At 37.0% G+C, this 13,900-nt stretch carries 18 protein-coding genes, 1 tRNA gene and 1 rRNA gene; 11 read left to right on the forward strand and 9 right to left on the reverse strand.

The genetic code is table 11. From position 1 onward, the window contains the following. Positions 1–89 precede the first annotated feature (89 nt). The 3 genes from IQ228_RS09340 to IQ228_RS09350 all read right to left on the reverse strand — a co-directional run bounded on the left by IQ228_RS09340 (position 90) and on the right by IQ228_RS09350 (position 2,005). Complete coding sequence (locus IQ228_RS09340; RefSeq protein ID WP_228043779.1) at positions 90–311, reverse strand: hypothetical protein; 222 nt, start codon at positions 309–311, stop codon at positions 90–92. A 1,011-nt stretch (positions 312–1,322) separates the two neighbouring features. Next, the gene (locus IQ228_RS09345) at positions 1,323–1,697 is read right to left on the reverse strand and encodes a type II toxin-antitoxin system PemK/MazF family toxin (protein WP_027401154.1); all 375 of its coding nucleotides are present in this window, start codon (positions 1,695–1,697) and stop codon (positions 1,323–1,325) included. Continuing rightward, positions 1,691–2,005 (reverse strand): hypothetical protein, encoded by a 315-nt coding sequence (locus IQ228_RS09350; protein WP_228043780.1) that lies wholly within the window; start codon positions 2,003–2,005, stop codon positions 1,691–1,693. The genes IQ228_RS09345 and IQ228_RS09350 overlap by 7 nt, the downstream gene beginning before the upstream one ends. 365 nt (positions 2,006–2,370) lie before the next feature. Here IQ228_RS09350 and IQ228_RS27400 point away from each other — a divergent pair, with 365 nt between their 5' ends. Together IQ228_RS27400 and IQ228_RS09360 are read left to right on the forward strand one after the other, a co-directional pair. Continuing rightward, on the forward strand, positions 2,371–2,700 hold the full coding sequence (locus IQ228_RS27400) for a papain fold toxin domain-containing protein (protein WP_370566864.1): 330 nt from the start codon (positions 2,371–2,373) through the stop codon (positions 2,698–2,700). 23 nt (positions 2,701–2,723) lie between these two features. Beyond that, positions 2,724–3,065, forward strand: a complete 342-nt coding sequence (locus IQ228_RS09360) for a hypothetical protein (RefSeq protein ID WP_168491950.1) — start codon at positions 2,724–2,726, stop codon at positions 3,063–3,065. A gap of 281 nt (positions 3,066–3,346) precedes the next feature. On the opposite strand, the gene IQ228_RS09365 is transcribed toward IQ228_RS09360, so the two are convergent. Together IQ228_RS09365 and IQ228_RS09370 are read right to left on the reverse strand one after the other, a co-directional pair. Beyond that, positions 3,347–3,643 carry a type II toxin-antitoxin system RelE/ParE family toxin gene (locus tag IQ228_RS09365; RefSeq protein WP_193962719.1) on the reverse strand — a complete coding sequence of 99 codons (297 nt, stop codon included), beginning with the start codon at positions 3,641–3,643 and terminating at the stop codon, positions 3,347–3,349. A gap of 7 nt (positions 3,644–3,650) precedes the next feature. Then, complete coding sequence (locus tag IQ228_RS09370; RefSeq protein WP_370566862.1) at positions 3,651–3,890, reverse strand: addiction module protein; 240 nt, start codon at positions 3,888–3,890, stop codon at positions 3,651–3,653. A gap of 588 nt (positions 3,891–4,478) precedes the next feature. On the opposite strand from IQ228_RS09370, the gene IQ228_RS09375 reads away from it, so the two are divergent. Both IQ228_RS09375 and IQ228_RS09380 read left to right on the forward strand, forming a co-directional pair. Beyond that, on the forward strand, positions 4,479–4,631 hold the full coding sequence (locus tag IQ228_RS09375; protein ID WP_160170592.1) for a hypothetical protein: 153 nt from the start codon (positions 4,479–4,481) through the stop codon (positions 4,629–4,631). Positions 4,632–4,642: 11 nt separating this feature from the next. Next, on the forward strand, positions 4,643–5,032 hold the full coding sequence (locus tag IQ228_RS09380; RefSeq protein ID WP_027401151.1) for a GxxExxY protein: 390 nt from the start codon (positions 4,643–4,645) through the stop codon (positions 5,030–5,032). A gap of 22 nt (positions 5,033–5,054) precedes the next feature. Here the strand turns inward: IQ228_RS09380 and IQ228_RS09385 are convergent, their stop codons facing one another. Beyond that, positions 5,055–5,432: a hypothetical protein gene (locus tag IQ228_RS09385; protein ID WP_193962720.1), complete on the reverse strand. Its 378-nt coding sequence runs from the start codon at positions 5,430–5,432 to the stop codon at positions 5,055–5,057. 260 nt (positions 5,433–5,692) lie between these two features. On the opposite strand from IQ228_RS09385, the gene IQ228_RS09390 reads away from it, so the two are divergent. The 4 genes from IQ228_RS09390 (at position 5,693) to IQ228_RS09405 (ending at position 7,749) form a co-directional block, all read left to right on the forward strand. Further along, positions 5,693–5,929 carry a hypothetical protein gene (locus tag IQ228_RS09390; RefSeq protein ID WP_027401150.1) on the forward strand — a complete coding sequence of 79 codons (237 nt, stop codon included), beginning with the start codon at positions 5,693–5,695 and terminating at the stop codon, positions 5,927–5,929. Further along, complete coding sequence (locus tag IQ228_RS09395) at positions 5,919–6,332, forward strand: PIN domain-containing protein (protein WP_027401149.1); 414 nt, start codon at positions 5,919–5,921, stop codon at positions 6,330–6,332. The genes IQ228_RS09390 and IQ228_RS09395 overlap by 11 nt, the downstream gene beginning before the upstream one ends. Positions 6,333–7,171: 839 nt before the next feature. Further along, positions 7,172–7,393, forward strand: coding sequence for a ribbon-helix-helix domain-containing protein (locus tag IQ228_RS09400; protein ID WP_027401148.1), 222 nt, complete (start codon positions 7,172–7,174; stop codon positions 7,391–7,393). Beyond that, on the forward strand, positions 7,351–7,749 hold the full coding sequence (locus tag IQ228_RS09405) for a type II toxin-antitoxin system PemK/MazF family toxin (RefSeq protein ID WP_228043781.1): 399 nt from the start codon (positions 7,351–7,353) through the stop codon (positions 7,747–7,749). Before IQ228_RS09400 ends, IQ228_RS09405 begins: the two co-directional genes overlap by 43 nt. 443 nt (positions 7,750–8,192) lie before the next feature. Here the strand turns inward: IQ228_RS09405 and IQ228_RS09410 are convergent, their stop codons facing one another. Together IQ228_RS09410 and IQ228_RS09415 are read right to left on the reverse strand one after the other, a co-directional pair. After that, positions 8,193–9,476: a bifunctional oligoribonuclease/PAP phosphatase NrnA gene (locus IQ228_RS09410; RefSeq protein ID WP_027401147.1), complete on the reverse strand. Its 1,284-nt coding sequence runs from the start codon at positions 9,474–9,476 to the stop codon at positions 8,193–8,195. 637 nt (positions 9,477–10,113) lie between these two features. Then, positions 10,114–10,611, reverse strand: a complete 498-nt coding sequence (locus IQ228_RS09415; RefSeq protein WP_027401145.1) for an HNH endonuclease — start codon at positions 10,609–10,611, stop codon at positions 10,114–10,116. A 664-nt stretch (positions 10,612–11,275) separates the two neighbouring features. Here IQ228_RS09415 and alr point away from each other — a divergent pair. The 3 genes from alr to IQ228_RS26550 all read left to right on the forward strand — a co-directional run bounded on the left by alr (position 11,276) and on the right by IQ228_RS26550 (position 13,436). Beyond that, on the forward strand, positions 11,276–12,463 hold the full coding sequence (gene alr / locus IQ228_RS09420; RefSeq protein WP_027401144.1) for an alanine racemase: 1,188 nt from the start codon (positions 11,276–11,278) through the stop codon (positions 12,461–12,463). Positions 12,464–12,585: 122 nt separating this feature from the next. Beyond that, positions 12,586–12,667: transfer RNA gene (locus tag IQ228_RS09425), tRNA-Leu, on the forward strand. Positions 12,668–13,232: 565 nt separating this feature from the next. Continuing rightward, positions 13,233–13,436 carry a hypothetical protein gene (locus IQ228_RS26550; protein WP_228043782.1) on the forward strand — a complete coding sequence of 68 codons (204 nt, stop codon included), beginning with the start codon at positions 13,233–13,235 and terminating at the stop codon, positions 13,434–13,436. 202 nt (positions 13,437–13,638) lie between these two features. On the opposite strand, the gene rrf is transcribed toward IQ228_RS26550, so the two are convergent. After that, positions 13,639–13,756, reverse strand: a 5S ribosomal RNA gene (rrf, locus tag IQ228_RS09435). Between the last annotated feature and the right edge of the window lie 144 nt (positions 13,757–13,900).

The following is a 13,900-nucleotide window of genomic DNA, read 5'->3' on the forward strand; positions in this document are numbered from 1 at the left end:
AATTAAGATATTGCAACAACATCCATTAATACAAGAAATCAAGGGTTTCTTGTCATCAGTTATTGAGTCTTCTGTTGCTATTAATTAATCTAACTGGATATAGAATTTCTATTCATCTTTAATAATCTTGCTCTTTGAGTATTAGCATTTTTGTCGTGCCATTCCGTTGCAGCTTTTCCATTTAACCACTTACCTGCTTTTTCCTCAAACCAATTATCCCCAAATTCTTTAACAACTACATTACTAATACGATTTCGTAAAGCTATTTCAAATACACATAGGAATGAATATAGAGATTCTGATAAACTCATATTCAGTGTATATAGTTTCAAGGCTTCTATCTTATCTTCATTGGTCGCACTCAAATACGTTGAAAGGCGTGATTCAGAAAAAATAATACAAAGATTATCATAAGTAGTAGGGTTAATCATGTTAAAAATTTCAGTATTAATTATGTCATAAGACAGATGCGTTAAAGATGAGTATATAACTTAGAGTTACGGAAATTTGAAATATTTATTTTAAAGACTTGACAAACCTGTAAATCTTAGATACTATGAATATGTAAACCTTGGGTACTCCTTGGAACAAAGAGTTAGGTACGGCCTTCAAAACGTGAACGAGCGAGAATTAGGCTTGATCACAATTTAGAGTTCCCGACCCCAAGGTAAGAATTTTATTAAACTAAATAACCGCTTTTAAAGTTATAGGATAATTGTAGGTCGTGCTGCGGCGATGTTAGAACCAATCATGTTACGCAGTAATTCTCAGCGTGATTCTTTCGCCTGGAAGCGTGGGGAAACTACGGCTAGTGCGGGTGAGTTGATGGCGTTTACATTATTTTACTCAACTATTACTGGGAATTAGTGGGGCGATTCGCAGTCCAAAAACCTTACCCTGTATCTGTTCACATTATCTCACTCAACTATTACTAGGGATGTAGGGATGTTTAGGGCGATAGCGTTCGCGGAGCGTCCCGGAGGGAACTAGCGCTGCTGCAAGCAGTTCGCTGCGATCGTGTAAATATTCACCTCACTACCAGAACTAAATCAAATCCTCAAACAACTGGCCAAGAAAATTAGATATATTAATAATCAGTTTAATTAGACAAGCATGAATTACCGTAGATGAATTTTTAGAAAATAAGTAATATTTTCAGTGGGTTAATAACAAAATAACCCACTATTAATAACGCACTTATTAAAACTCAAAAACCCTGTATCTGTTTACGTTATCTCACTCAATCATTACTAGGGATTAGGGCGATCATGTGAATAAGAGAAGACAATAGAACCATCACAGATACACCTGGAAATATTCATTTATGTTAAATTCACTAAACCTAGACTAATCTGAATTGCTCTATCTACCTGTTCCATTGTGACTGATTCCAGAACGCCCAACCGTTTAATTAATCGTTGTTTATCAATAGAACGAATTTGATTAAGAAGTGCAACAGAATCAACCTGTAAACCTCCTTCTGGTACTTTAATTAGCACTTCAGTAGGATACAAAGGTTCTGTAAACTGAGAAGTAAGAGCAGCTACAATAGTTACAGGACTATATTGATTAGAAACGTCATTTTGTAAAATTAAAGCTGGTCGTGTTTTTCTGATTTCTGAACCGATAGTTGGATCAAAATTAACCAAGTAGATTTCACCACGTTGGGGATAGATTATTTTTCCCTTACTTAACACGCTTCCTCTTCCAAATTAAACCACTCTTCAACTAATCCTAAATCACGTTCTGCTCTTTTAATAGCTCCTTGTTTTAACTGTTCTTTGATATTACTAAATTTACTATAACTACCATTCGCATATTCATCACGGACTAATTGAATTTCTTTTTTAGTTTCTTCATCTTCTTGCCAATTTTCCTCTTCAGCATCAGCGATCGCTTCATTAAGAAGTTGTGAAATCTTTCGTTTTTCTGATAAACTTAGCGCATTTAAAGAGTTAATCAATAACTCCATCGGAATGAATAGATTTAATCCAGTTTGTGACATGGTTCTTATCATAATGTGATTGTCGTTCTACATTATATCAAATGATGGCGAATTAGTCTATAAAAACCCTGTATCTGTTCACATTATCTCACTCAACTATGACTAGGGATTACTAGAGCGATCGCGGAGCGTCCCGGAGGGAACTAGCGCTGCTGCAAGCAGTTCGCTGTGATCGTGTAAATATTCACCTCACCACCTGAATCCTTACTCAAATCCTATTTTGTGCTTCTTCTAGTTTAAAATGTAAAAAATAACTTAATACTCCCTTAACTATCAATCAATAGTAATCAGGGTAGAAATATTAAAATTTGACAACGGGAGTAATTTTGAATAAAGAGGATATCATCTATCAATAAATTATAGCAATTGCCAGTAGTTACGGAATATTTGATTGTATTCCCTGCGCTAGAGCAATCAAAGAATTTTTAATCAGACAAAGTATTCATGGTAAGCATATTAAAATAAATACAAATTCTCAAGATCCAATTTATGGCAGAATTTATGATGATAGTATTGGAGAATTGATTGCCAGCACAGGTCATCATGAAGGTGTTATAATAGAGATAAATAACGTAGAACTTGTTTTTGACAATATTCACCATCAAGGCATTGCCCGATTAAACTGGATACAGAATCTCTATTCACCTATATTAGATGTAGGATTAGAGTTTCAAATCAAAGAAACTTACTTTTAACCTAGAAATTTAGTGAGTTAAACATGGATAATCTCTACAACTTACTGCAAAAGATCAAAAAAAGACCTGCAATGTATTTAGGTAAAAATTCTATTTTTAGCCTCCAAGCATTTTTAGATGGATACTATTTTGCCCGTCGAGAAATTGGTATTCCCTTAACAGCAGAAGAAACAGAATTTCAAACTTTTTTGCAGTGGATAAGACACAAATTCAATGTAGAAACAGGTCAATTATGGTCAAGTATTCTTCTTTTCCATTCAGCCGATGAAAAAAGCGCAGTAGATAGATTTTTTACTTTGTTTGAAGAATTTTATCAAAATCAGAAAAATCACGAAACAGCAAAAATTGATGAACTAGTTTCATGAAAATAAAAATTAATGCGTAGGTTGGGTTGACACAAGGAAACCCAGCAATACCCATCATTAATAACAGTAAATTATAACCTAAAAACCCTGTATCTGTTTACATTATCTCACTCAACCATTACTAGGGATTACTGGGGCGATAGCGTTCGCGGAGCGTCCCGGAGGGAACTAGCGCTGCTGCAAGCAGTTCGCACCTGAAAACCCTACCCTATATCTGTTTACATTATCTCACCTAACCATTACTAGGGATTAGTAGAGCGAATTATCACCTGAATTAAATCTTATAAACGCCTTTCCCATTGTTGCGGATCACGTTTAACATGAAAACAACCAATAATAGAAATTGTTTCATCTATAATAATGTAAAGTAATCCATAGGGAAACTTGCGAATTAACTTTTTTCTAACTTGTTCGTGAACAATTGGACAAGCAAAAGGATTACGTTGAATAGTTGAAAAACTAGCATCAACAACACGAATAAATTCAGAACCTAATCCAAAAGTATGCTGTTCATACCAATTATAAGCATCCTCTAAATCAAGTTCTGCTTCTGGTGTAATGAAAATTTTGTAAGTCATATATTAACTAACGATTAAATTTTTGTTTCACTTCCTCCCAGCTAGAAACTTGATGAGGATTTTGATAATAAAGTTCTAACCGTCTCTCCAATTCCTTTTTTTGAGCATCACTAATAGTTACATTATCAGCATCTACAGTGATACTATCCCAAATATCTTGGACTAATTGGATTCTTTCCGCAATAGTTAATTGTAAAATGTTTTGAGGTAGTAAGTTCTCCATAAATCTTCCTATTTGAGTAGACAATATTTTTATTTTAACTCATCATTAGCAACTAGGCAGGGGAAACGCAAAATTTAATGATACTCAGCATACAACATAACCCACCATTAATAATACTAAATTAGAACCCAAAAACTCTGTATCTGTTCACATTATTTCACTCAACCATTACTAGGGATGTTTAGGGCGATCCGTAATTGAAAAACCCTGTATCTGTTCACATTATCTCATCCAACCATCATGAGGGATTACTGGGGCGATAGCGATCGCGGAGCGTCCCGGAGGGAACTAGCGCTGCTGCAAGCAGTTCGCACCTGAAAACCTTACCCTGTATCTGTTTACATTATCTCACCCAAGCATCACAAGCTATCATGTAAATAAGAGAAGACAATAGAACCATCACAGATACATAAGCAAATATCACCCGAACTATTAATTTTGAAAACTCATTGATTAGTATTTACAATACTTTACAAATAATCATCACCGTTATCATGGCAGAAAATGACAAAAACTGCCATAATATAGAGTTCCCGACCCCAGGGTAAGAATTTTATTAAACTAAATAACCGCTTTTGAAATTACAGGATAATTGTAGGTCGTGCTGCGGCGATGTTAGAACCGATCATGTTACGCAGTAATTCTCAGCGTGATTCTTTTGCCTGGAAGCGTGGGGAAACTACGGCCAGTGCGGGTGAGTTGATGGCTTTTAATGGCTTGACTGCGGAAGCGTTGACTAAGCGGGCTATTGAGTTGGTGCATTAATTAGAACGCAGATGAACGCAGATGAACGCAGATTGGATTTGAATGGGGTTACGGAAAAGATTATTGGATGTGCTTTTAAGGTGGGTAATACTTTGGGGGTTGGTTTTTTGGAGGCGGTTTATGAAAATGCGTTAGTGTATGAGTTACGGAAAACTGGTTTGTTGGTTGAGCAGCAAAAAATGCTGGAAGTTTGGTATGACGGTATAATTGTGGGTAATTATAGGGCTGATTTGTTGGTGGAAAACGCTATTATTGTGGAGTTAAAGGCAGTAACAGCACTGGATAGTAAGCATTTTGCCCAATGTATGAATTATCTTAAAACAACTGGACTTACTCTATGTCTATTAATTAATTTTGGTAATCCCAAAGTAGAAATAAGGCGTGTTGTCCGTAATTTCTAAATCTATCTGCATTTATCTGCATTTATCCGCGTTTATCTGCGTTTATCTGCGTTCTGCAAAATAATTGTTGAAAATAGTGAAATCTAAAGAACTTTAACACATACAAAATTTCTCCATAAGCACTTTCAAACCGAAAATAGCAAAGACCTAAACCTGAGCCAGCACAATCTTGAATTTCTGTATACTCTTTTTTAGTAAAAAAATAATTTACTGGTGCGCTTCTTTCAGAGTTTAAGATTTCTCTATTAAATACTGCTTGCCAACCTGCTTCTAATAACATCTCCCTAGCTTTTGAATAAGGCATATTTTGTTTAAGTTTTGGTAATTCTTGCCTTACACAAGGTTTTGTATCTATAGTTGGCTTTTTTGTTTGTGCATTTTCTATAATTTCACTTAGCAAGTAGGTTAGGTTGACACAAGGAAACCCAACAATATTAATAACACTAAATTACAACCCAAAAACCCTGTATCTGTTCACATTATCTCACTCAACCATTACTAGGGATTAGTAGAGCGATCGCGTTCGCGGAGCGTCCCGGAGGGAACTAGCGCTGCTGCAAGCAGATCATGTAAATATTCACCTCACCTGAGAATTATCGGTGCGTAGTTTATAATAGGATCATACCGAAAAATTTTATATAGGATTTAAGGTTATTCATAATGCTGCAAATTATCCAAGCAACCTGTACCAACGGTGAACTTATTTTGAATGAAAAACTAAGTTCCGAATTAGAAGGTAAAACCATACAAATTATGATTCTCGAACCCAGCGAATCTACACAACCAATAGATTATCAAGAATCGAAAATACAGCAATTCTTAGCGCGAGTTAATAACTACTCCTTCCCACTTCCCCCAGACTACAAATTTAATCGAGAAGAAATTTATGATAGATAAAATTTTTCTCGATAGTAATCTCTGGATTTATCTCTATGCTAAAAATCCGCCAGAAAAATCCCAGAAAGTTGCAGAAATCATCAAAAATTATTCTTCATTGCTGTTAGTTAGCACTCAGGTTTTAGGAGAATTATTTCATGTTTTAACTAGAAAAAAATTCACATCAAAAACAGATGCAATTACAATCATATCAGATATAGTGAATACTTTTCCTGTTCAAGCAATTAACACAACAGAAGTTATACAAGCATTAGAAATCAATGCAAAATATAACTACTCTTATTGGGATAGTTTGATTATAGCTACAGCTTTATTAAGTGAATGTTCCATGATTTACTCAGAAGATATGCAACATAATCAATTAATAGAGAATAAAGTAAGAATTATCAATCCATTTGTTTGATTTCATATCTTTTTAATTACTGTAGGGTGGGTTATCAACAATATAAGCCACCATTAAAAACCCTGTATCTGTTCACATCATCTCACTCAACCATTACTAGCAATTAATAGAGCGATCGCGTTCGCGGAGCGTCCCGGAGGGAACTAGCACTGCTGCAAGCAGTTCGCTGTGATCGTGTTGGTGCATTAAGAGATATTACCCCCATTTGAATGTTTAATTGGATGGGGGTATTATATTATGATAGTGATCTCATACTAGATGGTATTGAATTTACCAATTTTTCAAATTGATTATTTTCTTCAAAAAAACATAAAGCGTCTTCACTTAACCAACCTAGTAATTTCTGGCGTTGCTGAATCGAGGTATGAAATTTCCAAATCGAACCTTTAAAAATCTTACCTTTGCGTGATTGCGCCTTTGCGTGAGACTAAAATTCATACCCTTAATCAGCAATGCCTAATTTCTTAGCATTTTCGTAGGTTGTCAGTAATTCATCAAATGATAAGTTTCTAGTATTGAAAACAGGTTCATGATGAAATACACGGTTACGTATAACCCTTATTTCGTTTAAAATTCTTCTTATTCTTTTAATATCGCGCATAAGATTATGTTTTTCAGGAGCATTTGGAAAAACTCCATGAATATAACGAGGAGAAACAATATGCCATATAATTCGTGTAAATAAGAGAAGACAATAGAACCATCACAGATACACCACAGAAACATTCACCTCACCTGAGAATTATCACCCGAACTAAATCAAATCCTAGATTCACAAACTACTAGACTAAAAATATCAAATTAGGCTATACTACTTATAGTATGACTGTGGGTAGGATATGGCTAAAATCTCAATTTCATTGCCAGATGAACTACTAAATTATATTGACCAAAAAGTTGAAAACCGTAGTGCGTTGATTGAAAATCTCTTGAAACAATGGCAAGAAAAACAACGAGATGAAGCACTAGCGGCAGCTTGCGCTTTGGTTGATGAATTAGAATTAGGTTGGGAAAGTGAATGGCAAAACATAGCGATTACCGAATGGGAAGCATCTGGATAGTAACATTTGACCCATCCGTAGGTACAGAAATTCAAAAAACTCGTCCAGCACTGATAATTTCTGGGACTTTGTTTAATAACCAACGCAGCAAAGTCACAGTTTTACCTTTTACTTCCGCAAAACCTAATAACCCCCGTATTTCACCTGCGGTAGTTGAAGTACCTACATCAGCGCGAAACGGACTTTCTGTAGATAGTCTTTTGATATGCGTTGAACCAATGACATTTGACAAAATTCGTTTAACTCAACATCTAGGAGAATTAGAAGCAGAATTATTAGAACAAGCTCAAAATATTTTGCATCGGTATCTGAGTTTAAACAGAGAGCAAACGAACGATTACAAACCATGCTTTTAGAAGGATTAAACTCAGGAAATTAAAGCTGGTCGTGTTTTTTTTGATTTGGGGAACCTATAGTTGGATCAAAATTAACCAAGTAGATTTCACCACGCTGGGGATAGATAATTTTTCCCTTACTTAACACGCTTCTTCTTCCAAATTAAACCACTCTTTAACTAATCCTAAATCACGTTCTGCTCTTTTAATAGCTCCTTGTTTCAACTGTTCTTTGATATTAGCCTGGAACTGAATTTCCAGGCGGGTCTGTCAGCCAAATAAATAAGCTATCTGTAGCTTAAGTTCACACCAATCAGCATTGCTAAATCCTAAATTAATCAAGTCTTTGAATTTGTTTTAAGTAGGTTGGCGTTGAAAATTGTCGTTATGGCAAGGCAAGAGGCAAGAGGGTTTGGGCGATTTTACGTTTCTTTACACAGTTTGGTTTTATTGTGTTCACCTACTTAAGACTGAATTGGATTATCTCTAGGATTTACCAATTTCAATAGTTTCTGTTTAATTTGTGCGTCGAAAACTTCCCATTTGATTTTGGCATAAGCTGAATTTTCATTACCACCAGATAAGAAACCCATCGGAATTTCAAAGCCTCCAGCACCCGTCCTCCCACCACCAAAAAATCGCCCAGCACTATCTTGTCCAAAGGCTTCTTTAATAAATTCATCAGGATCTAACGTCAGTTTGGTGGTTCTCAGAGATCCTATCACTACTTCTAATTCGTCATCTTCATCATGAACAATTCCATAAACTACTGCTGTATGCACATTTTCCTCAGTAACGAGAAAATCAGCCGCTTGGGGAATTGCATCCCGGTCATCATAGCGCAAATAACCAACACCAGCTATAGAAAAGTTATTTTGAACGATGCGGTTTTTAAGCGATCGCTCGATCACATCCATTACCCGCTTAGAACGATTTGCTTGCAAAATAGCATTTAGTAACTGAGCATCATAAAACCTGCTCAAATACCCAGCAGCCATAAAATCTTCTTCCTGTGCCTGCATCAACCGATTTGTATCTGAGCGTAACCCGTGCATTAAAGCTGTAGCACATTTAACGTGCTGGCTAATGCTATTATCTAAAGTTAATAATCCTGCTTGTAAGTATTGAGTAAAAATTGTCGCGGTAGCCCGCACATAAGGACGAACATCAACAAATTCTGATTTGAGTTCTCCTTGTAAACTATGATGATCCACCAGCACTATCAGGGGAATTCCAGCTTGTTGGATGGCTGGTAATAATTGAGACGTAGTTCCCTGGTTGTCAATTAACACAAACCCTTGATAGCATGACAAATTTTTATTTTTTAAAGCTTGTATTGTCCAACGTTGAGCAGGTAAATTAGTGAGCTTAACTAAAGCAATATTTTCCTGATGACTTAAAGTTCCCGCGTAAACAATATCACACTTGATATCATACTGTTGGGCAATTAATTGGTAAGACCAAGCACAAGAAAGAGCATCAGGATCAGGAAAATCCTGTAAAATCACCAACTGACGTTCATGACGATGTGCAAGCAGCGTCTTCTGTAACTCCTCTGATTTTTGAGATGCTAGAGAATTGCCACGCTGGACTAAATAGATACCTCCATCACCATTAGAGGATGGTAAGGAAGTCCGGTTTAACGGTGGAAGTTCAATTACCTCTTTCTCTATTTCTAATTCCTCTGGATGGGGATCTGTGGTCAATGATAAACTTTCAAATTGAGAAGGTGGATAATTCACGTACATAAGTAACTAACTGTATTTCTAAGCGGGGAAAATAGGGTTATCCATTCAGATACAATCCAAGCAGTAGTGCGCTGATAAAGCTACATGAAACTTGGCAAAATCTAAAATTAATTCTTTTGGCACTGTGTAAAGCGGTTTATTTTTGTCAATAGCACGAGCAAAGGATCTATTGCATCCAACTAAAGTGCTACAAAAATGCTGAAATTCAAGTATGCTGTACCTCTTGAGTTATATACAACCTCATAATTTGTGACTTTGTCTAAACAAATATGCAGATTTTTATGAAAAAATTTGATAATTATCTTGAATATTTATTTGACTTGTGCTACTGTTGGCATTCTGTGTCCAAATTGATCTCTCAATTTCTTGGTGGCAAATCATCTACTCATAATTGTAACAAATTATCAGTTAAGAACAAAATCTATCTATATATCGTTTTTTTAGCAGATAAAGTGCCACCCCTGAAAATTAAGATGAAAATATCAGCTTGGTGGAAACTTGCCACAAGCTGTAGTAAACACTGGACAAAACCAAGTGAAACACCTGATTGTAGTCACATCATTGACCCAATTTGGTCAATCAGATATATCTACAGGTGAATTTTGTCCTGAGTTTTTGTAGTTAATTATGTAGGATGTCAAAGACCTATGACATACTTTTGCCACTCCTGGTGCATTCCACTTTTAAGATGCTTTGTCACCTCAAAGTAGAGACTACTGTAAGGTTGACGGGGTAAATGACGCAAGGGCATTCGCGCTTCTTGCGGTGTACGACAGCCTTTCTTGATATTGCAGCGGACACAAGCCGTAACAATATTTTCCCAAGTATCTTCGCCCCCTCGTGATCTTGGCATAACATGATCGAGAGTTAACCCGTCTCCTGTGTTACCACAGTATTGACAAGTATGGCTATCACGATGCAAGATATTCCTCCGAGTCAGCGGAATTTCCATATAAGGAACGCGGACATAATGACGCAACCGAATTACGGTTGGCATCGGAAAATCCGAGTAAAGGAATTTACCGTTGTATTCTAAGCGTTCAGCCTTGCCTTTAATCAACAACACGGTGGCACGTCGCCAACTAGTGATGTTGAGCGGTTCGTAAGAGGCGTTCAGGACTAAAACCTTCCTCATGAATCTGCGCTCAAGGTATTAGTTTTACATATATTAACACAAATACACCCCGCTGGGGATATGAGAATAATTTATACTTTTGTTCTTGATTCAAATACATCTGAATTTATTATTTATTAACATTTTCATGAATTTGCCAAAAAAATCGCCATAAAGGAGTGTTTAGGGGTTGACATTTGATTTTATATCTGTTATCATGAATTTGATAAGGAAGAACTATTTTCTAATAATTAAAAGATTTTCGAGTGTGCGGATACACTAATATTGCTCATACTACTATCTTGTATAAATCGCCGGATCAAAGTTAAACTTCCTGATTAAGGTGATACGGCTTCTAGTACACTGCGGCGTAAATAACCCAACCATTCTAAATCGTCCAAAAGCCTATACTGTCTTCGTTTTGACTTTTAACTTTTGGCTCTTGACGAACGCCCTACGGTACTAGGGGTTCTTTTTAGGAACTACGGTCAGAAACGGTAAGTTCTACCGAGATTGCTTGTGGAGCGGGCAAACAAGATTGGAAGTCATTCTAAGACCGCGATGAAGCAGGAAATAAACACTAAGATTATCGCTGTCCAGATGTGTCTAGACTTTGGTGATTTTGGGTAAGTTTTATAGAACGGATGTGAGCAGCTTTTCGGTGGTGTGATAGGAGTAAAGTGTAATGTTAAGTCGCAAGCAAACCCCGATTTTTGCCGACAATCAGGAATGTGATGCTTATGCTTGGTTTTCTCAGCGGGCTTGGGTAGAAATTGATTTAGGGGCTTTGTCTCATAACGTCAAGCAGTTGGTCAAGTTTTTATCACCATGTACCCAATTAATGGCCGTTGTCAAAGCTGATGCCTATGGACATGGGGCGGTGACAGTTGCGAGGACTGCTTTGGAGGCGGGTGCTAGTTGGTTAGGTGTGGCAACAGTTCCCGAAGGTATTCAATTACGAGAAGATGGTATTCAAGCCCCAATTCTGATTTTAGGGGCAACCAACACACCAGAACAAATTCAGGCGATCGCCCATTGGCAACTTCAGCCCACACTATGTAGCCCTAAACAAGCTTTAGAATTTTCTAACACCTTAGAAACTATTAACCATAATTCCTCTTTACCCGTACATATTAAATTAGATACAGGAATGTCTAGATTAGGCACTAGTTGGCAACAAGCCGCAGATTTTGTCCAGTTAGTACAAGGATTACCCCATTTAAATATTACCAGTATCTATTCTCATCTAGCAACTGCCGATAGTCTTGATACCACAGTGATGACAGAACAGCATAGAAGATTTGCAGAAGCAACTGCACACATTAAAGCTAAAGGGATAAAAATTCCCAGTTTGCATTTAGCAAATTCCGCCGCTACCTTGACAAATCCAGAACTGCACTATGACATGGTGCGGGTGGGTTTAGCTATTTATGGTCTTTATCCTGCCACTCATTTACAAAATCAAATCAAACTGCAACCGGTTTTACAACTCAAAGCCAGAGTTACCCAAGTTAAAACCATAGCCGCAGGAACTGGAGTTAGTTATGGACATCATTTTATTGCTTCTAAAGAAATGCGTCTGGCTGTAGTTGGTATTGGTTATGCCGACGGAGTTCCCCGTAGTCTTTCTAACCAAATGCAGGTGTTAATTCGTGGGCAGCGCATACCGCAAATTGGCGCAATTACAATGGACCAAATCATGTTAGATGTGAGTTCCATTCCCGATTTGCAAGAGGGGGAAATAGTCACTTTGCTAGGAGAACAGGGAAAAGAGCAAATATCCGCTAATGATTGGGCAAACTGCCTCAATACCATTTCTTGGGAAATTCTCTGTGGTTTCAAACATCGTCTACCTCGTGTAGCTGTGATGTAGATTATTAGGGACATGGGAAAATATCACCAATATCCCATACCCTAATTTAAAATTGGGACTGAAATTTTGACTCTTTTGCCTATTGCCATAAATAATTTGTTGTGCTAACATAAGGTATTAATGCGGATATGGCGAAATTGGCAGACGCGCTAGATTTAGGTTCTAGTTCCGAAAGGAGTGAAGGTTCAAGTCCTTTTATCCGCACTTTTAAACAGATAGTTGAGTTAATAGTGATGTTGTGCTGTCACTTGCCGAATTATTTGACCGCGTTGACAAATTGATGTCCGTATTGCCAAATTAATTGTCTTTTACGCTCAAAATCAGGATTCTGTTTATTATAAAAATCTATCAGAGTTAAACTCACGACCTACTGATCTTTCAACCCACCTAAGGAATGTGGATTTATTAACTTACAATTCTTGATAACGACCGTCTAACCTAATGTTAAATTACATCCATCAAGATTTGCACTTTATTTAATCCTCATTCCTAAATATTTTATTGTATTTTTGAACTAACGCATTTCAACCCGCCCCACTCCGGGAGGGGTGTTGAAACTATACATCAAACAAGGAAAAGATATGACTCTCTGTCTTTCAACCCGCCCGACTCCGGGAGGGGTGTTGAAACTATTCTAGTGATCTTTCTTTGCCTTTATTCTCAATCCTTTCAACCCGCCCGACTCCGGGAGGGGGTGTTGAAACATTAGTTAAAAATGACATTAATTTGTTAACAGTGACTTTCAACCCGCCCCACTCCGGGAGGGGTGTTGAAACTTTTGATAATTTATAGAGCGATCGCATCCCTGGATGAAGGTAAAGCTGTAATTCGTGTGTGGTTAGATATTATTTATCAGGGGTTAGCTAGTGTGTTAATTCTGTGTATTTTTGGAGGGATTGTCCAGAAAATTATTGGTGTTACCGTAGTTTACACCGAAAGCATCTGTTCCAGGCACGTTCTCATAAAAATATGACGACATATTTTGTGCATGAAGTCTTATAGGATAAGGGATTCAGAATTAACACACTAGCGAAGCGCTCCGTAGGAATCGCTTATTTAGTTAACATCCTATGATACAATCAAGCTGCACAACAGCTTACCAACTATATCATATCTAGCAAAAAACAAAACCTCCACTAAATAAATAGAGGAGGCTTTGTTGTATGGAATAATAAACCTGGCATCGAGCTATTTTCACGTGGGGCTACCCCCAAACTATCGTTGCCGCAGCAGCGTTTCACCTCTGAGTTCGGGAAGGTATCAGTGTGGTTCCACCGCGCCATAGACACCAGGAAAGCCTGATGATTTTGGATTTTGGATTTTGGATTTTAGATTGGACTTATCAATCCAAAATCTAAAATCTAAAATCTAAAATTCACAAAACCCTGAAGACTGCATTTGAGAAAGAGAAATCACAATAACAAATTGAATAGAGGT

This window comes from Dolichospermum sp. LEGE 00246, from assembly GCF_015207865.1.
GTDB classification, from domain to species: domain Bacteria; phylum Cyanobacteriota; class Cyanobacteriia; order Cyanobacteriales; family Nostocaceae; genus Dolichospermum; species Dolichospermum heterosporum.